The sequence below is a fragment of the Streptomyces sp. NPDC047117 genome, assembly GCF_040643545.1.
Taxonomy (GTDB): domain Bacteria; phylum Actinomycetota; class Actinomycetes; order Streptomycetales; family Streptomycetaceae; genus Streptomyces.
Genome location: NZ_JBEYUN010000002.1, coordinates 168,948 through 186,354 on the forward strand (window position 1 = coordinate 168,948; position 17,407 = coordinate 186,354).

Here is a 17,407-nt window from a genome sequence, read left to right on the forward strand (position 1 = left end):
TGTCACGATCCGGTACTCGAACATCCCGGGAGGCACCCGCTGCCTCGGAACGTCCTTGCCAACGGATTAGGGTGCTTTCATGGGTAAGAAGCGCGACGGTGGCGGCCTCACCGCAACCCAGCAGGCCGCGAAGTTCCTCGGCGTGAGCGTCCTGGCCGGAGCCGTACTGGCGGGCCTGGCACTCCCCGCCGCCGGCGCGCTGGGCCTCGCCGCCAAGGGGACGGTCGAGGGGTTCGACGACATCCCGTCCAATATGAAGACGCCACCGCTGAGTCAGCGGACGACGATCCTGGACGCCAACGGCGGCGAGATCGCCAAGGTCTACTTCCGCAACCGCACGGTGGTGGACCTGAAGGACGTCTCCCCGTACATGCAGAAGGCGATCGTCGCCATCGAGGACTCGCGCTTCTATCAGCACGGCGCGGTCGACATGAAGGGCATCCTGCGCGCGGTCAACAAGAACGCGCAGTCCGGCGGGGTCTCCCAGGGCGCCTCGACGCTGACGCAGCAGTACGTGAAGAACGTCTTCGTCGAGGAGGCGGGCAACGACCAGGACAAGGTCGCGGAGGCCACCCAGCAGACCATCGGCCGCAAGGTCCGCGAACTGAAGTACGCGATCCAGGTCGAGAAGGAGCTGGGCAAGAAGAAGATCCTGCAGAACTACCTGAACATCACCTTCTTCGGACAGCAGGCGTACGGCGTCGAGGCCGCGGCCCAGCGCTACTTCAGCAAGCCCGCCAAGGACCTCGACCTCGCCGAGTCCGCGCTGCTGGCCGGCATCGTCCAGTCGCCGAGCCGGTACGACCCGGTCAACGACCCCGAAGAGGCCACCAAGCGGCGCAACACCGTGCTCCAGCGGATGGCCGACGTCCACGACATCACCCGGGCGCAGGCCGCCGCGGCCGCGAAGAAGCCGATCGAGCTGCACGTCAGCACCCCGCGCAACGGCTGCATCACCGCCGTCGACGGGGCCGGCTTCTTCTGCGACTACGTCCGCGAGGCGTTCCTGAACGACCCGGTCTTCGGCAAGACGGCCAAGGCCCGGCTGGCCCGCTGGCAGCGCGGCGGCATGACGATCCGTACGACGCTGGACCCGCAGGCCCAGAAGGCCGTGCAGAAGTCGGTGAGCGATCACGTGTACGACTCGGACCCGGTCGCCACCGCGGCGGCGCTGGTCGAGCCGGGCAGCGGCAAGATCCGCGGCATGGGCCAGTCCCGGCCGTACGGCTTCAAGGCGCACCAGACCCAGATGAACCTGTCGGTGGACGGCGACATGGGCGGCGGCGCCGGTTACCAGCCCGGCTCGACCTTCAAGCCGGTGATCGCGGCGGCCGCGCTGGAGCAGGGCGTCAGCCCGAACAAGGTCTACCCCTCCCCGTACCGCATGCAGTACCCGAGCCCGGTCTCCACCTGCAAGGGCATGTGGAACGGCAGCGCTCCGGTGGAGAACGAGAACCGCAGCGAGAAGGGCCCGTACGGCATGAAGGAGGCGACCGCGAAGTCGGTCAACACCTACTTCGTGTCGCTGATCAGCGACGTCGGCATCTGCCCGGTCACGAAGATGGCCGACAAGATGGGCATCAAGCGCGCCGACGGCAAGGACATCGACCAGGTCCCGTCGATCACCCTGGGCACCCAGGAGATGTCGCCGCTGACCATGGCCGCGGGGTACGCCGCGTTCGCCAACCGCGGCGAGTACTGCCCGCCGGTCGCCATCGAGTCGATCACCGGCCCGAACGGCAAGGCGATGAAGGTCCCGCAGACCAGCTGCCGCCGGGCCATGTCGGAGAAGACGGCCGACACCATAAACACCCTCCTGCAGGGCGTCGTCGAGGACGGCACCGGCAAGGAGGCCGGGCTCAACAGCCGGCCGAGCGCGGGCAAGACCGGTACGACGGACGGCCGTTACGCCGCCTGGTTCGTGGGCTACACCCCGAACATGGCGGGCGCGGTGTGGGTCGGCGACCCCGAGCACAAGCGGCGGATGGTCGACATCACCATCGGCGGCCACCCGCACGACAAGGTCTTCGGTGGCGAGGTACCGGGCCCGATCTGGCGGGACGCGATGGCCGGGGCGCTCGCGGGCAAGCCCGCGCCGGGCTTCCACACGGTGCCGATCCGCGACCCGAAGAGCAAGAAGAAGAACCGCGCCAAGCCGCCGGCCCGCACGGACGACAACAAGCCCGGCGGAGGCGGCGTCGACCTCCCCGACCTGCCGGACCTGCCCGACGTCATAGGGGGCGGCGACGGCGGCTGGAACTGGCCGGGCGGCGGGAACGGCCGGGGGCACAACGGGTGAGCGCGGCGCGCCGGACCGCGTGAAGCATGGCGAAAGGGGCGCCTCCCCTCAGGGAGGCGCCCCTTCACGCGTCAGTGCGTCAGTACGCGGAATCAGCCCGCCAGCAGCTTCTTCACCGTGGCGGCCACCCGGCCGCCCTCTGCGCGGCCCGCGACCTTCGGGTTCACGATCTTCATGACCGCGCCCATGGCCCTCGGGCCCTCGGCGCCGCTGCCGACGGCCTCCGCCACCGCCTCGGCGACGATGTTCTCCAGCTCCGCGTCGGTGAGCTGCTTGGGGAGGTAGTCGGCGAGCACCTCGCCCTCGGCCTTCTCCCGCGCGGCCTGCTCGGCCCGGCCGCCCTTGTCGAACGCCTCGGCGGCCTCGCGTCGCTTCTTCGCCTCGCGCGCGATGATCTTCTCGACCTCGCCGTCCGACAGTTCGCGGGCCTCGGTCCCCGCGACCTCCTCCTTCTGGATCGCGGTGATCGTGAGGCGGAGGGTGGAGGAGCGCAGCTCGTCGCGCGCCTTGATCGCTGCGGTGAGGTCGTCCTGCAGCTTCGTCTTGAGCGTGGTCATGACCCAAGTTTGCCAGGGCCCGCCCGCTACCGCGCGGAGTTATCGGGCCGGAACGGCTTCCCCGGCCCCCGTGAGCCCGGCCGCCGGAACCCGGCGAACGCCCGGCGCGTACCCGTTCGACGCCCGATACGTACCCGTCCGACGGCAGACGCGTACCCGGCCCGCGCCCGATGCGTACCCGGCCCGCGCTCGGCGCGACACCCGTACGACAGCATGATCATCCCTCCCCGTGATGCCTCCGCGCCCCGCTCTCTGCCACGATGGGGCCATGCGCGCGCGATACGGAGTACCCCTTTCCCTCACGGCGGTCGGCGCGGCCGGCATCGCCTACGCCGCCGGCATCGAGGCCCGGTCCTTCCGGCTCCGCCGGGTGACGATCCCCGTACTGCCGCGCGGCATGCGGCCGTTGCGGGTGCTGCAGGTGTCGGACATCCACATGGTCAGCGGGCAGCACAAGAAGCGGCGCTGGCTGCAGTCCCTGGCCGGCCTCCGCCCCGACTTCGTCGTCAACACCGGTGACAACCTCTCCGACCCCGAAGGGGTGCCGGAGGTGCTGGACGCGCTGGGCCCGCTGATGGAGTTCCCCGGTACGTACGTGTTCGGCTCGAACGACTACTACGGGCCGAAGCTGCGCAATCCCGCCCGCTACCTGATCGAGAAGGTCCAGGGCCGGCACGGCCTCAACGGCAACGCGCCCGTCGTCGGCGCCATCCACAACCCGTGGGAAGAGCTGCGGGACGCCTTCGACACGGCGGGCTGGGTCGGCCTCTCCAACACCCGCGGCCGGCTGAAGCTCGACGGTTTCGAGATCGCGCTGACCGGTCTGGACGACCCGCACATCAAGCGCGACCGGTACGCCGAGGTGGCCGGCGGCCCCGAGGACGGCGCCGATCTCTCGCTCGCCGTCGTGCACGCCCCGTACCTGCGCTCGCTGGACGCCTTCACCGCCGACGGCTACCCGCTGATCCTCGCCGGGCACACCCACGGCGGCCAGCTGTGCATCCCCTTCTACGGCGCCCTGGTCACCAACTGCGACCTGGACACCGGCCGCGTGAAGGGCCTCTCCACCCACACCGCCGGCGAGCACACCTCGTATCTGCACGTCTCCGCGGGCTGCGGCACCAACCGCTACACCCCCGTCCGCTTCGCCTGCCCGCCCGAGGCAACCCTGCTGACCCTGACGGAACGCGCCTAGCGGCCGCCGACCGGTTCCGAATCCGGGGTCTGCGCGCGCCACTCACCGGCGCGCGCAGGCCCCGGGTTCCCCGGCATCCGCTCCGGGCTCCCCCTCGACCTCTGCCTTCTCGGAAACCTCAGATTCCGCTTCAAGCCCAGTGCCGCCCCGATCCGCCCCCGATCCCCACGCATCCCGTCTAGCGTGGAGGGATGATCGACCCGACCCGGTCCGACCCCACCCGTTCCTCGCACTACGCGACCGGCCCGGCCGGCGCCTCGGCGCTCACCCCGTCCTCGGCGGTAGCGCCGCACGGCCCCCGCCCGCTCGCCGCCGTCCTCCGGCTGCTGATCGCCGCGGCCGCCGCCACCGGCATCGCCCTGGAGATCTCCCTCTCCACGGACCTGCCCCGACTGGCGTCCTATTTCACGATCCAGAGCAACGCGGTGCTGGCCGTCTGCGCCGCGTGGTCGGCCTACCGGACCGCCACCGGCCGCCGACCCGTCTCGCCCCGGATCACCGGCGCCGTGGTGCTCTACATGGTGATCACCGGCCTCGTGTACCACCTCGTCCTGGCCGGCGACGCGACCCACTTCGCCATGACCGGCGCCGCGGCGCGCGGCACCACCGGCACGGTCGCCAACCACCTCCTGCACACCGTGACGCCCCTGGCCGCCGTGCTGGACTGGCTCTTCCTGACCACCCCGCGCCACTTCCGGCTGCGCCACACCTGGCAGTGGCTGGCGTACCCGCTCCTCTACCTGGCCTTCGCCCTGGTCCGCGGCGCCCTGATCACTCCCGGCACGGCCGGCCGCTACCCGTACCCCTTCCTGGACGTCGAGATCCACGGGTACGCGGGTGTCCTGGTCAACGCCCTCCTCTACGGTCTGGCGTTCTTCGCCCTCGCCCTGGCTCTCCTCGCAATCGACCAGTTCAGGCCCGCTCCCCCGCGCCCCGGATACCGGATTTCACGTTCGCGGATCGGTCCGCTAAAGTAGAGCTCGTTGCTTCGGGGTGTAGCGCAGCTTGGCAGCGCGCTTCGTTCGGGACGAAGAGGTCGTGGGTTCAAATCCCGCCACCCCGACTGAAGAAACACCAGGTCAGCCCTGGTCTTCCGGTAAGGAAGACCAGGGCTGAGTGGTTTCTGGGGTCCTATTGGGAGACGCCTGGGAGAAGATCTTCGACATCTTCGAATCCGTCTCCCGGCGATCCGCTGCCGACGCCCCGTCAGGCGCTTCCGCAGAGATCATCCAGTGTGGACATGCGTGAGGTAGGACACATCGCGGCCCGCATCGAGTGCCGAGCGCCGGGCGGGCCGCGGAGGCCCCGGGGGCAACGGTCGTCGCCCGCTGGTTGCGCGACTGAGCATTCCCTGGCCTCGCATCATCTGCGAGATCGGAGGCTGTCTGCGGGGTCAAAGGCTCTCTGTGGTCAGGGGCTTGAGCATCTTGCGTAGTTGCTCCGCGCCGACCGGGCCGATGGCGCGGGCGGCGAGGCGGCCCTGGCGGTCGATGACGACGGTGGACGGGATGAACTGCGGGTTGATGCTGCCCTTGGGGAAGCGCAGCAGGAGCTTGCCGGCCGGGTCGAACAGGCTGGGGTACGGCATCTTGTGCTGCTCTTCGAAGGTGCGGGCCTGTGCGGTGTTGCTGTCGCGGGTGTTGATGCCGACGAACCGCACGCCCTTGGCCCGGCTCTCCCCGGCGACCTTGGCGAAGTCGGGCGCCTCGGCATCGCACGGCCCGCACCAGGAGCCCCAGATGTTGAGCACGACGACCTTGCCTTTGTAGTCGTCAATGTCGAGCTTCTTGCCGTGTGTTGTCCGGCCTCTGATGTCGGGGGCCGGCTCGCGGTCGGAGACGGGGACCGTGTCGAAGCCGTTCTTGCCGCTGACGAATCCGGGACGGGCGTTCCCGGCGGAGTCCGAGTCCTCGTCCGTGCAGCCGCTGAGGACCGATGCGGCGGCGCAGGCGGACAGCAGTACGGCGAGGAGTGCCGCAGTTCTGCGGGCGGCCGGGCGGGTCCCGGTACCGGTACCGGGGCGGCTCCTGAAGGTCATCTTGGGAGTTTCGCACGGGACTTGGGCGCTGCTCCGGTCGGTACTCGTACTCGTTCTCTTCCCCCCCGCGTGGCCCGTTGCCGGGTCAGGGCAGGGGCATGGCGTTGATGCGCGGGGCGAGTTCGCGGGCGAGGGTGGTGGCCAGGGCGCGGAATATGGCGACCTCGGGGTCGGTGTCGCCGGCGCGTGCCGCCAGGTGGCTGGACTCCAGGGGGGCGTCCAGGACCGGGACGAAGACCGCGCCGGGCCAGTTGTAGTAGCGGGCGAAGGAGCGGAGGCCGGAGCCGGCGCCGTGGCCGGTGAGGACGCCGGTGAGCACCTCCTGCGGGAAGAGGGCGACGCTGCGGCCGCGGCGGGCGGCCTCGTTGTGGAAGTAGAGGTAGTCCTTGAATATCGACGGCGTGTGGTCCGGCACCCGGAAGATCGGCAGGTCGGCGAGGTCGGCGACGTGCACGCCCTCGGTACGGGCATCGGCGAGCCGGTCGGACTCGGGGACGACCACGATGCGCTGCTCGGTGAGGAGCACGTCGCCGACCAGCCGGTCGTCGTCGGGCATCGGCCGGATGAAGGCCAGGTCCACCCGGCCCTCGACCAGCGCGGTGACGTGTTCGGTGAAGTTGAGCTGGATCACTTCGACGGGCGTCTCGGGGCGCGCCCTGCGGTAGGCGTTCACCGCGGCCGGGGTGATCTCCGCCGAGCCGTGGCCCATGATCCCGATGCGCAGCGGGCGCGTGGTCCGCTCCCGGTCCCGGCGCACCACCTCGTGCACGTCCTCGACCGCCGCGTCCGCCGCGGCCAGGAGGGCGCGGGCGTGCTCGGCGAGGCGTGCCCCGGCGGCGGTCGGCCGTACCGGGTTCCGGTGCAGCAACGGGGTACCGAGCTCGCTCTCCAGCCGGCGGATGTGCTGGGTGACCGCCGGCGGGGTGAGGAAGAGGCGGGCCGCCGCACGGCCGAAGTGCTGTTCTTCGACCACGGCCAGGAATGACGGGAGCAGCCGGAGGTCCATGGTTGTCCAGCGTACGACGCAGCCGCTATCTGCGCGTATGTCCGTTAACGAATCGTGAATGCGGGCGGCGGGGAGGGGCCTGTGGCCCGTACAACGGGTTGGTGACCGACACCGCCGGACTGCTGCCGACCCGTCCCTCCCCCACGCCCCGCACACCGCCCGCCCCGCGCCGGTACGGCCTGCGGACAGCGCTGATGATGACCGCCTCCGGCTGGAGCGCCAACCAGTTCGCCGCGCTGCTCGGCGCCTACCGCGCCGCCGGACTCCCGGACGCCGCGGTGAACGCGCTGCTCGCGGTGTACGCGGTGGGGCTGATACCCGGGCTGCTCGCCGCAGCGCCGCTCGCCGACCGCTACGGCCGGCGCCCCGTGGCGTTCACCGCGCTGGCCCTCAATCTGGCCGCCACGCTGCTGCTGATGCTCGGCGCCGGTACGACGTTCTGGCTGGCGCCCGGCCGGCTGCTCACCGGGATCAGCGCCGGTGCGCTGCTGGCGGCCGGTGGCGCGTGGGTGAAGGAGCTCTCCTCGCCGCCGTACGCGCCCACGGGTACGGAGACGGTGGCCGCTCGGCGCTCGGGGATCTTCGTCTCGCTCGGCTTCGCCTCGGGCGGGCTGTCGGCCTCGCTGATCGCGCAGTGGGCGCCCTGGCCGATGGTCCTGGCGTACCTGCCCCACGTGGCACTGGCGCTGCTCGCCGGCTGCCTCGCCCTGGGCGGCCCGGAGACCCGGCCCACCGGCGCGCGCGGCGCCGCCGCGGCTACCCGTATCCCTGAGCACCGGCCCGTCGGCGGACGCGCCGCCACCGGCCGTACCGGCGATCCCCGCGCCGCTGACCGTACCGCCGGACCCCGCGCCACCAGTCGAACCGAAGATCCCTGCGCCACCGCTCGTACCGCCGGATCCCGCGCCACCGCCCGTACCGCCGGATTCCGGCGTGCCGTGCTGCCCCTGGCCCCCTGGGTCTTCGCCGCGCCGACGGTCGGGTTCGCCACCCTGCCGGGGCTGGTGGACGGCGGTCTCACCGGCTGGCAGGTGGTGTACGCGGGGGTGGCGACCGCGGTCGTGCCCGGCTCGGGGGTGGCGGTGCAGCCGCTGGCCCGGCGGCTGAGCGGTCGCAGCCGGCTGCTCACCGGGGCCGTCGGCCTGCTGGTGATGGCCGCGGGCTTCGCGCTCGCCGTACCGGCCGTCGCGTACCGGCAGCCGGTGCTCGCACTGCTCGCCGGGGCGGTGCTGGGCGCCGGATACGGGCTCGCCCTCACCTACGGCCTCGCCACCACCGCGGCCCTCGCGACCCCGGCCGCGCTCGCCCGCCTCACGTCGTACTTCTGGAGCCTCGCCTACCTGGGGATGTTCGCTCCCCTGCTGCTCAGCGCGCTGGGCGCCGCCGTCCCGATGACCCGGCTGCTGGCCGCGGCGGCGGCACTGGCGGTGCTGTGCTGCGCCCTGCTCGCCTTCCTCAATCGCGCGAACGGCTCCCGGGTCCCGGCGCGGTAGCCGGGTCCCGGGAGCCGTCGGGCGTCAGGCGACGCTCAGTCCTCGCCCTCCAGATCGCCCTCGGTCTCCAGGAAGATCTCGCGGAGCGCTTCGAGGGCCGCGGGGTCGGGCTTGGCCCACATGCCGCGGGACTCGGCCTCCAGGAGGCGCTCGGCGATGCCGTGCAGGGCCCAGGGGTTGGCCTCCTGGAGGAACGCGCGGTTCTCCGGGTCCAGGACGTAGGTCTCGGTGAGCTTGTCGTACATCCAGTCGGCGACCACGCCGGTGGTGGCGTCGTACCCGAAGAGGTAGTCGACCGTGGCGGCGAGCTCGAAGGCGCCCTTGTAGCCGTGGCGGCGCATCGCCTCGATCCACTTGGGGTTCACGACGCGCGCCCTGAAGACGCGCGAGGTCTCCTCCACGAGGGTGCGGGTGCGGATCGTCTCGGGGCGGGTGGAGTCGCCGATGTACGCCTCGGGGGCCGTGCCCCGCAGCGCCCGTACGGTGGCGACCATGCCGCCGTGGTACTGGAAGTAGTCGTCCGAGTCCGCGATGTCGTGCTCGCGGGTGTCGGTGTTCTTCGCGGCGACGGCGATGCGCTTGTACGCCGTCTCCATCTCCTCGCGGGCCGAACAGCCGTCGAGACCGCGGCCGTACGCGTAGCCGCCCCAGACCGTGTAGACCTCGGCGAGGTCGGCGTCGGTGCGCCAGTCGCGGGAGTCGATCAGCTGGAGCAGGCCCGCGCCGTACGTCCCCGGGCGGGAGCCGAAGATGCGGGTGGTGGCGCGGCGTTCGTCGCCGTGCTCGGCGAGATCGGCCTGCGCGTGGGCCCGTACGAAGTTCTGCTCGGCGGGCTCCTCGAGGCCCGCGACCAGGCGGACCGCGTCGTCCAGCAGGCCGATGGTGTGCGGGAAGGCGTCCCGGAAGAAGCCGGAGATGCGGAGCGTGACGTCGATACGGGGGCGGCCCAGCTCCTCCAGACCAACGGGTTCGAGTCCCGTTACTCGGCGCGAGGCGTCGTCCCACACGGGGCGGACGCCGAGCAGCGCGAGGGCCTCGGCGACGTCGTCACCGGCGGTGCGCATCGCGCTCGTGCCCCACAGGGACAGGCCGACGGAGGTGGGCCAGTCGCCGTTGTCGGTCCTGTACCGCTCCAGGAGGGAGTCGGCGAGCGCCTGTCCGGTCTCCCACGCGAGGCGGGACGGGACCGCCTTCGGGTCGACGGAGTAGAAGTTCCGGCCGGTCGGCAGGACGTTGACCAGGCCGCGGAGGGGCGATCCCGAGGGGCCGGCCGGTACGAAGCCGCCCTTCAGGGCGTGCACGACGTGGTCCAGCTCGGCCGTCGTGCCGGCCAGGCGCGGGACGACCTCGCGGGCGGCGAAGTCGAGGATGTCGGCGACCTGCTGCGAGCGGCCCTCGGCGACGGACGCCACCGCCGCCGGGTCCCAGTCCGCGTCCTCCATCGCCTGGACCAGGGCGCGGGCCTGCTCCTCGGCGGCGTCGGCGGTGGTGCGGGTCGCCGCGGACTCGTCCAGGCCGAGCGCCTCGCGCAGGCCGGGCAGCGCTGACGTACCGCCCCAGATCTGCCGGGCACGGAGGATGGCGAGGACCAGGTCGACGCGGGTGGCGCCGGTCGGCGCGCCGCCGAGTACGTGCAGGCCGTCGCGGATCTGTGCGTCCTTGACCTCGCACAGCCAGCCGTCGACGTGCAGCAGGAAGTCGTCGAAGCCGTCGTCGTCCGGGCGGTCCTCCATGCCCAGGTCGTGGTCGAGCTTGGCGGCCTGGATGAGCGTCCAGATCTGCGCGCGGATCGCGGGCAGCTTGGCCGGGTCCATGGAGGAGATCTGCGCGTACTCGTCGAGCAGCTGCTCCAGGCGCGCGATGTCGCCGTAGGAGTCGGCGCGGGCCATCGGCGGGACGAGGTGGTCCACGAGGGTGGCGTGCACGCGGCGCTTGGCCTGGGTGCCCTCGCCCGGGTCGTTGACCAGGAACGGGTAGATCAGCGGCAGGTCGCCGAGGGCGGCGTCCGGGCCGCAGGCGGCGGAGAGGCCGGCGTTCTTGCCGGGCAGCCACTCCAGGTTGCCGTGCTTGCCCAGGTGGATCATCGCGTCGGCGCCGAATCCGCCGTCGGACTGCGCGGCGGCGATCCAGCGGTAGGCCGCCAAGTAGTGGTGCGAGGGCGGCAGATCGGGGTCGTGGTAGATCGCGATCGGGTTCTCGCCGAAGCCGCGCGGCGGCTGGATGAGGATGAGCAGGTTGCCGCGGCGCAGGGCCGCCAGCACGATGTCGCCCTCCGGATTGCGGCTGCGGTCCAGGAACATCTCGCCGGGGGCCGGGCCCCAGTGCTCCTCGACCGCGGAGCGCAGCTCCTCCGGCAGCGTGGCGTACCAGCGCTTGTAGTCGGCCGCCGGGATACGGACGGGGTTGCGGGCCAGCTGCTCCTCGGTGAGCCAGTCCTGGTCGTGGCCGCCGGCCTCGATGAGCGCGCGGATCAGCTCGTCGCCGTCGCCGGAGACCAGGCCGGGGATCTCCTCCTCGGGCCCGAAGTCGTAGCCCTCGGCGCGGAGCCGGCGCAGCAGTTCGACGGCGGAGGCCGGGGTGTCCAGGCCGACCGCGTTGCCGATGCGGGAGTGCTTGGTCGGGTACGCGGAGAGCACCAGCGCGACGCGCTTGTCGGCGGGCTCGATGTGGCGCAGCCGGGCGTGGCGTACGGCGGTGCCGGCGACCCGCGCGGCGCGCTCGGGGTCGGCGACGTACGCCGGGAGGCCGTCCTTGTCGATCTCCTTGAAGGAGAACGGGACGGTGATCAGGCGGCCGTCGAACTCGGGCACGGCGATCTGGCTGGCCGCGTCCAGCGGCGAGACGCCCTCGTCGTTCTCCTCCCAGTCGGCGCGCGAGGAGGTCAGGCAGAGTGCCTGGAGGACCGGTACGTCGAGGCCGGTGAGGGCGCCCGCGTCCCAGGACTCGTCGTCGCCGCCGGCCGAGGCGGTGGCCGGCTTGGTGCCGCCCGCCGCCAGCACGGTGGTGATGATCACGTCGGCGGCACGCAGTTCGTCGATCAGCTCCGGCTCGGGCGCGCGCAGCGAGGCGACGTACCGCGGCATCGGACGGCCGCCGGCGTCCTCGACGGCGCCGCACAGAGCGTCCACGAAGGCGGTGTTGCCGCTCATGTGGTGGGCGCGGTAGTAGAGCACCGCGACGGTCGGCGCATCGTGGCTCGCCGCGGCGACCGTACGGGGGGTGCGCTCCAGCGGGCCCCAGGAGGGCGCCGCGGCGGGCGGCTCGAAGCCGTGGCCGGTGAGCAGCACGGTGTCGGAGAGGAAGCGGGCCAGCTGCTCCAGGTTGGCCGGGCCGCCGTGCGCGAGGTAGGCGTGCGCCTCGGCGGCGATGCCGACCGGCACGGTCGAGGCGGCCATCAGCTGGGCGTCGGGGGCCTGTTCACCGGTGAGCACGACGACCGGGCGGCCGTCGGCGAGCAGCTGGTCCAGGCCCTCCTGCCAGGCGCGGATGCCGCCGAGGAGGCGTACGACGACCAGGTCGCAGCCGTCCAGCAGGGCGGGCAGCTCTTCGAGGTCCAGCCGGGAGGGGTTGGCGAAGCGGTAACCGACCGGGCCGCCGGCCGCGCGGGCGCTGAGCAGATCGGTGTCGGAGGTCGACAGGAGCAGGATCTGACGGGGGGCGTTCTCCCCGGACTGGGGGGTCTCCCCGGACTGCGGGTCCTCGGACTGGAGGTTCCCCGGCTGCGGGGTGGGCTCACCGGACGTGGGCAGCATGCGGCGTCGGCCTTCCTCGGGGTCCGCGCCCCGGGCGGTGTCGGAATGGATCTCCCCTGCTCCGGCAGAGCCGAGAGCGGAGGAAAGGGAGTTCCTGACTCACCCGGCCGCAGGGGCCGGGCTCACAGTGGCGGGACCGCGCCGGATTCGCACCGGGCTTCCTCCCCTGTCGCCGTCGCCGGCGATGGTGACGGACCGGGTGGTCCGCCGTGGTCATAGTAAGGGCCACCTCCCCGGCGCGGGGCGGACGGCCGGGGCGGGATCGGTATGCTCGCCGCCATGCCCACGGCGACCAACCCACCACCCCGGGACGAACCTCCCATACCGGTTCGCCTCGACGCCTGCCCGGGCACTTTGCGGCTGCACAGCGCGGACGACGGTGCCCTGGCCCGCGTCCGGGTGCCCGGCGGCGTACTGACCGCCGCTCAGGCGGACGCGCTGGCCGATGCGGCGCTCCGGCTCGGGGACGGTTCGCTGCATCTCACCTCGCGCGGGAATGTGCAATTGCGCGGCCTGGACGGCGACTGCGGCGCAGCCCTCGCGGGCCTGCTCGACGCGGCCGGACTGCTGCCGTCGTACCGGCACGAACGGGTACGGAACATCGTCGCCTCGCCGCTGTCCGGGCTGGACGGCGCCGGCCACGCGGACGTACGGGACTGGCTGCGCGGCCTCGACGGGCTGCTGTGCGCGAGCGACGCGGCGACGGCACTCTCGGGGCGCTTCCTGTTCGCGCTGGACGACGGGCGCGCGGACGTGGCGGCGCTGGGCGCGGATGTGACATTGATCGCCCTCGGCGGCGGTGATGCCCTGGACGGAGGTGCCCTGCTGCACGTGGGTGCGGCGGACGGCGCTCTTCGGGTGCGCGCCGCCGACGGCCCCCGGGCCGCGCTGACAGCCGCCGAGGTCTTCCTGGACGCGGCGGCGGAGAGCCGGTCGAACACGGCGGCGGAAAGCCGGTCGAACGCTGCGACGGAAAGCCGGTCGAACGCTGCGGTGGAGAGCCGGTCGAGCGCTGCGGTGGAGAGCCGGCCCCGCACCTGGCGGGTACGCGATCTGCCGGACGGCGCGGACGTGTTGGTACGCGAGACGGCCCGACGGCTGGACGCGGCGGGCATTCCCTGCGCGTATGCGGAGACCGCCACGGCTACGGATGCCGCCACGGCTACGGCTACGGATACGGAGCGGACCTCGCCGCCCACGGGAGCTGCGCCGCCCGCCCCCGGGATCATCGAGGGCCCCGGCGGCCTTCGGGCGCTGTCCGTCCTCGCCCCTCTGGGGACGCTGACCGCCGCGCAGTGGAGGCTGCTCACCGACGTGGCCCGTAAGGACGGCGCCGGCGAACTGCGGCTCACCCCATGGCGCGGCGTGGTCGTCCCCGGGCTGTGCCAGGAGTCGGCCGACGCCCGGCTGCGGGAGTTGGCCGCAGCCGGCTTGATCACCGACCCGGCCTCCCCCTGGCACGGCGTGGGCGCCTGCATCGGCCGCCCCGGCTGCGCCAAGTCGCTGGCCGACGTACGGGCGGACGCGGCCACCGCCCTCGGCGCGGGCGGCGGGCTGCCCGTGTACTGGTCGGGCTGCGCGCGCCGCTGCGGCCACCCGCAGGGCGACTGGGTGGACGTGGTCGCCACCCCCGAGGGCTACGAGGTCGACGGGTACCGGGTCACGGAGCACGGCGATCGCCTGCGTACTGTCGTGACCGACACCGCAGACATGAACGGGTCTTCAGATGTATCTGATGTGAGCGAGTCCACGGACGTGCCCGCACCCACGGGCGCTCCCGGGCCCGCGGGTGCTCCCGGGCCCGCGGACGGGCGGACACCGGCGGACCTTGCCGTCGCCGTGGCGGCAGCACGTACGAGCGCAGCGGCCCCGGCCACCACGTGACCACAGCGGTCCCCGACCACCGCAATCACCGCGACACCACCGCAACCACCGCGACCACAGCGACGAGATGAGCGAGAGCAGAGTGTTCGACTACGAGAAGGACGGGGCGGAGATCTACCGCCAGTCCTTTGCCACCATCCGCGCGGAGGCGGACCTCGCGGGGCTGCCCGCGGACGTCGCCCAGGTCGCGGTCCGGATGATCCACGCCTGCGGGATGACCGACCTCGTCCGCGACCTCGCCTTCAGCCCGGAGGTGATCGGCCGGGCCCGCGCCGCGCTGGAGTCGGGCGCGCCGGTGCTGTGCGACGCGCAGATGGTCGCGAGCGGCGTCACCCGCAAGCGGCTGCCCGCGGACAACGACGTGGTGTGCACCCTGTCGGAGCCGGGCGTACCGGAGCTGGCCGCGAAGCTCGACACCACGCGCAGCGCCGCCGCGCTGGAACTGTGGCGCGACCGGGGCCTGCTGGAGGGCTCGGTGGTGGCCGTGGGCAACGCGCCGACCGCCCTGTTCCGCCTGCTGGAGATGGTCGCGGAGGGCGCGCCGCGCCCGGCGGCCGTGCTCGGCATACCGGTGGGCTTCATCGGCGCGGCCGAGTCGAAGGACGCCCTGGCGGCCAACGCGCTGGGCCTGGACTACCTGGTGGTGCGGGGCCGGCGCGGCGGCAGCGCGATGGCCGCGGCCGCCGTCAACGCGATTGCGAGCACCGCGGAATGAGCACCATCACGCAGAGCGGCGCCGCCGAGGGCGCAGGCGGCCCCGAGAAGGCCGGGAACACCGGGAAGCTGTACGGGGTCGGGCTGGGGCCCGGCGACCCGTCCCTGCTGACCCTGCGGGCCGTCGAGGCCATCGGCGAGGCGGACGTCGTCGCGTACCACAGCGCCCGGCACGGCCGGTCCCGCGCCCGGGCGATCGCCGAGCGGTACCTGCGCCCCGACCACATCGAGGAGCTGCTGCGCTACCCGGTCACGGTCGAGACGACGGACCACCCCGGCGGCTACCGGGGCGCGCTCAACGACTTCTACGAGGAGGCCTCGGCCCGGCTGGCGGCGCACCTCGAAGCGGGCCGCACGGTCGCCGTCCTCGCCGAGGGCGACCCGCTCTTCTACGGCTCGTACCAGCACATGCACAAGCGGCTCGCGCACCGTTTCCCCACCGAGGTCGTCCCCGGGATCACCTCGGTCAGCGCCTCTGCCGCCCGGCTGGGCGCCCCGCTCGTCGAGGCCGAGGAAACCCTGACGATCGTGCCCGGCACGCTGCCGGAGGACGAGCTGACGGCCCGGCTCGCCGCCGCCGACTCGGCGGTCGTGATGAAGCTCGGCCGTACGTTCCCGACCGTGCGCCGCGCCCTGGAGCGCGCGGGCCGGCTGGCGGACGCGCGGTACGTGGAGCGGGCCTACATGGAGGGCGAGCGCACGGCGGCGCTGGCGGACGTGGACCCGGAGTCGGTGCCGTACTTCTCGGTGGCCGTGCTGCCGTCCCGAGTGGACAGCGGCCCCGCGTCCCCGGAGCGCGGCGAGGTGACCGTCGTCGGTACGGGGCCCGCCGGGGCACCGTGGCTGACGCCCGAGTCGCGCGGCGCCCTGGACAACGCCACCGACCTGGTCGGCTACACGACGTACCTGGACCGGGTGCCGGTACGGGCCGGACAGCTCCGGCACGGGTCGGACAACAAGGTCGAGTCCGAGCGCGCCGAGTTCGCCCTGGACCTGGCGCGCCGCGGGCGGCGGGTGGCAGTCGTCTCCGGCGGCGACCCCGGCGTCTTCGCGATGGCCACGGCGGTCCTGGAGGCGGCCGCGCAGCCGGAGTACGCGGAGGTGCCCGTACGGGTGCTGCCGGGCGTGACGGCGGCGAACGCGGCCGCGGCCCGCGCGGGCGCCCCGCTCGGCCACGACTACGCCACGATCTCGCTGTCCGACCGGCTCAAGCCCTGGGAGGTCATCGCCGAACGGCTGCGCGCCGCGGCCGCGGCCGACCTGGTGCTGGCGCTCTACAACCCCGGTTCGCGCAGCCGTACCTGGCAGGTCGGCAAGGCCCGCGAGCTGCTCCTCGAACACCGCGCGCCGGACACCCCGGTGGTGCTCGGCCGCGACATCGGCGGCCCCGAGGAGAGCGTCCGCATCGTGCGGCTGGCCGACCTGGACCCGTCCGAGGTCGACATGCGCACCCTCCTGATCGTCGGCTCCTCCCAGACACAGGCGGTACGGCGGGGCAACGACGAGCAGATCGTCTGGACACCTCGGCGGTATCCGGAGGACTGATGCCGCGGCGGTATTTGGAGGGCTGATGCCGGCGGTACCCGGAGGGCTGATGCCGCGGCGGTACTTGGAGGGCTGACGGGGGTGTGGCCCCGGGGCGCGCCTCCGGGGGGGCACGTCTCCGGGGTCATGCCTCCGGGGTCACGCCTCCGTACGGAGGGCCTCGCCCAGGTGGTCCGTCAGCCAGCGGACGGCCTGTTCGGGGCCGTCCGCGACGGGGACGCCGGCCGGGGCCGCCGGGCGGCGGACGACGACCACCGGGACGCCGGCCTCACGGGCGGCAGTGAGCTTCGGGGCGGTGGCCGCTCCCCCGCTGTCCTTCGTGACCACGACGTCGATCCGGTGCTCGTGCAGCAGCGCCCGCTCGCCCTCCAGGGTGAACGGGCCGCGGTCGAGCAGCACCTCCATGTGCGGTGGACACGGTCCTTCGGGCGCGTCCACGGACCGCATGAGGAACCACAGGTCCGTCAGGTCCGCGAAGGCGGACAGGCCCATCCGGCCGGTGGTGAGGAAGACCCGGCGGCCCAGCTCCGGAAGGAGCGCGGCGGCCTCCTGCAGGGAGCCGGCCGGGTGCCAGTCGTCGCCCGCGCCGGGGACCCAGCCGGGCCGGCGCAGCGCCAGCAGGGGAACATGGGCCATGCCCGCGGCCGTCGCCGCGTTGAAACTGATCTTTCCGGCGAAAGGATGGGTGGCGTCGATGAGCACGTCCACCTGGTGCGCGCGCAGCCACTGGGCCAGCCCCTGGGCGCCGCCGAAGCCGCCGATGCGTACCTCGCCCGGCGGCAGCACGGGACGGGCGACGCGGCCCGCGAGCGAGGTCGTCACGCGTACACCGCCGGCGAGCGGGCCGTCGGCCAGCGCCGTGGCGAGGCGGCGGGCCTCCGTGGTCCCGCCGAGGATCAGTACGTGCGTGGCGTGCATCGGGTC

At 73.0% G+C, this 17,407-nt stretch carries 12 protein-coding genes, 1 tRNA gene and 1 riboswitch; of the genes, 8 read left to right on the forward strand and 5 right to left on the reverse strand.

Features of this window, described 5'->3' with window-relative positions; genetic code table 11:
- The first annotated feature begins 79 nt into the window (after positions 1-79).
- Positions 80-2,299 carry a transglycosylase domain-containing protein gene (locus ABZ840_RS03870; RefSeq protein ID WP_361552833.1) on the forward strand — a complete coding sequence of 740 codons (2,220 nt, stop codon included), beginning with the start codon at positions 80-82 and terminating at the stop codon, positions 2,297-2,299.
- Positions 2,300-2,391: 92 nt separating this feature from the next.
- Here the strand turns inward: ABZ840_RS03870 and ABZ840_RS03875 are convergent, their stop codons facing one another.
- Complete coding sequence (locus tag ABZ840_RS03875) at positions 2,392-2,856, reverse strand: GatB/YqeY domain-containing protein (protein ID WP_361552836.1); 465 nt, start codon at positions 2,854-2,856, stop codon at positions 2,392-2,394.
- A 268-nt stretch (positions 2,857-3,124) separates the two neighbouring features.
- On the opposite strand from ABZ840_RS03875, the gene ABZ840_RS03880 reads away from it, so the two are divergent.
- From ABZ840_RS03880 to ABZ840_RS03890, 3 genes are all read left to right on the forward strand, one after another.
- The gene (locus ABZ840_RS03880) at positions 3,125-4,051 is read left to right on the forward strand and encodes a metallophosphoesterase (protein ID WP_361552839.1); all 927 of its coding nucleotides are present in this window, start codon (positions 3,125-3,127) and stop codon (positions 4,049-4,051) included.
- Positions 4,052-4,242: 191 nt separating this feature from the next.
- Positions 4,243-5,028, forward strand: a complete 786-nt coding sequence (locus ABZ840_RS03885) for a Pr6Pr family membrane protein (protein WP_361552842.1) — start codon at positions 4,243-4,245, stop codon at positions 5,026-5,028.
- A gap of 12 nt (positions 5,029-5,040) precedes the next feature.
- A tRNA-Pro gene (locus ABZ840_RS03890) sits at positions 5,041-5,114 on the forward strand.
- A gap of 330 nt (positions 5,115-5,444) precedes the next feature.
- Here the strand turns inward: ABZ840_RS03890 and ABZ840_RS03895 are convergent.
- Positions 5,445-6,089, reverse strand: a complete 645-nt coding sequence (locus ABZ840_RS03895; protein WP_361552845.1) for a TlpA disulfide reductase family protein — start codon at positions 6,087-6,089, stop codon at positions 5,445-5,447.
- 85 nt (positions 6,090-6,174) lie between these two features.
- The gene (locus tag ABZ840_RS03900) at positions 6,175-7,095 is read right to left on the reverse strand and encodes a LysR family transcriptional regulator (RefSeq protein ID WP_361552848.1); all 921 of its coding nucleotides are present in this window, start codon (positions 7,093-7,095) and stop codon (positions 6,175-6,177) included.
- A 101-nt stretch (positions 7,096-7,196) separates the two neighbouring features.
- On the opposite strand from ABZ840_RS03900, the gene ABZ840_RS03905 reads away from it, so the two are divergent.
- A complete protein-coding gene (locus tag ABZ840_RS03905; protein ID WP_361552851.1) occupies positions 7,197-8,588 on the forward strand; it encodes an MFS transporter in 1,392 nt (463 codons plus the stop codon).
- 35 nt (positions 8,589-8,623) lie between these two features.
- On the opposite strand, the gene cobN is transcribed toward ABZ840_RS03905, so the two are convergent.
- The gene (gene cobN, locus ABZ840_RS03910; RefSeq protein WP_361552854.1) at positions 8,624-12,340 is read right to left on the reverse strand and encodes a cobaltochelatase subunit CobN; all 3,717 of its coding nucleotides are present in this window, start codon (positions 12,338-12,340) and stop codon (positions 8,624-8,626) included.
- An 88-nt stretch (positions 12,341-12,428) separates the two neighbouring features.
- A riboswitch (cobalamin riboswitch) is annotated at positions 12,429-12,504 on the reverse strand.
- Positions 12,505-12,607: 103 nt separating this feature from the next.
- On the opposite strand from cobN, the gene cobG reads away from it, so the two are divergent.
- From cobG to ABZ840_RS03925, 3 genes are all read left to right on the forward strand, one after another.
- Entirely contained in the window at positions 12,608-14,224 is a 1,617-nt protein-coding gene (gene cobG / locus ABZ840_RS03915; RefSeq protein ID WP_361552857.1) for a precorrin-3B synthase, read from the forward strand.
- Positions 14,225-14,291: 67 nt separating this feature from the next.
- Positions 14,292-14,939, forward strand: coding sequence for a precorrin-8X methylmutase (locus ABZ840_RS03920; RefSeq protein ID WP_361552860.1), 648 nt, complete (start codon positions 14,292-14,294; stop codon positions 14,937-14,939).
- Positions 14,936-16,483 (forward strand): precorrin-2 C(20)-methyltransferase, encoded by a 1,548-nt coding sequence (locus tag ABZ840_RS03925; protein WP_361552863.1) that lies wholly within the window; start codon positions 14,936-14,938, stop codon positions 16,481-16,483. Before ABZ840_RS03920 ends, ABZ840_RS03925 begins: the two co-directional genes overlap by 4 nt.
- Before the next feature lie 138 nt (positions 16,484-16,621).
- Here ABZ840_RS03925 and ABZ840_RS03930 read toward each other — a convergent pair whose 3' ends face one another.
- The gene (locus ABZ840_RS03930) at positions 16,622-17,401 is read right to left on the reverse strand and encodes a cobalt-precorrin-6A reductase (protein ID WP_361552866.1); all 780 of its coding nucleotides are present in this window, start codon (positions 17,399-17,401) and stop codon (positions 16,622-16,624) included.
- Between the last annotated feature and the right edge of the window lie 6 nt (positions 17,402-17,407).

Bases quoted from the DNA above. Each gene is read 5' to 3' on its own strand.
- ABZ840_RS03895 (WP_361552845.1), bottom strand. From the start codon at position 6,089: ATGACCTTCAGGAGCCGCCCCGGTACCGGTACCGGGACCCGCCCGGCC.
- ABZ840_RS03920 (WP_361552860.1), top strand. From the start codon at position 14,292: ATGAGCGAGAGCAGAGTGTTCGACTACGAGAAGGACGGGGCGGAGATC.
- ABZ840_RS03925 (WP_361552863.1), top strand. From the start codon at position 14,936: ATGAGCACCATCACGCAGAGCGGCGCCGCCGAGGGCGCAGGCGGCCCC.
- cobG (WP_361552857.1), top strand. From the start codon at position 12,608: ATGCTCGCCGCCATGCCCACGGCGACCAACCCACCACCCCGGGACGAA.
- ABZ840_RS03885 (WP_361552842.1), top strand. From the start codon at position 4,243: ATGATCGACCCGACCCGGTCCGACCCCACCCGTTCCTCGCACTACGCG.
- cobN (WP_361552854.1), bottom strand. From the start codon at position 12,340: ATGCTGCCCACGTCCGGTGAGCCCACCCCGCAGCCGGGGAACCTCCAG.
- ABZ840_RS03930 (WP_361552866.1), bottom strand. From the start codon at position 17,401: ATGCACGCCACGCACGTACTGATCCTCGGCGGGACCACGGAGGCCCGC.
- ABZ840_RS03880 (WP_361552839.1), top strand. From the start codon at position 3,125: ATGCGCGCGCGATACGGAGTACCCCTTTCCCTCACGGCGGTCGGCGCG.
- ABZ840_RS03875 (WP_361552836.1), bottom strand. From the start codon at position 2,856: ATGACCACGCTCAAGACGAAGCTGCAGGACGACCTCACCGCAGCGATC.
- ABZ840_RS03870 (WP_361552833.1), top strand. From the start codon at position 80: ATGGGTAAGAAGCGCGACGGTGGCGGCCTCACCGCAACCCAGCAGGCC.
- ABZ840_RS03900 (WP_361552848.1), bottom strand. From the start codon at position 7,095: ATGGACCTCCGGCTGCTCCCGTCATTCCTGGCCGTGGTCGAAGAACAG.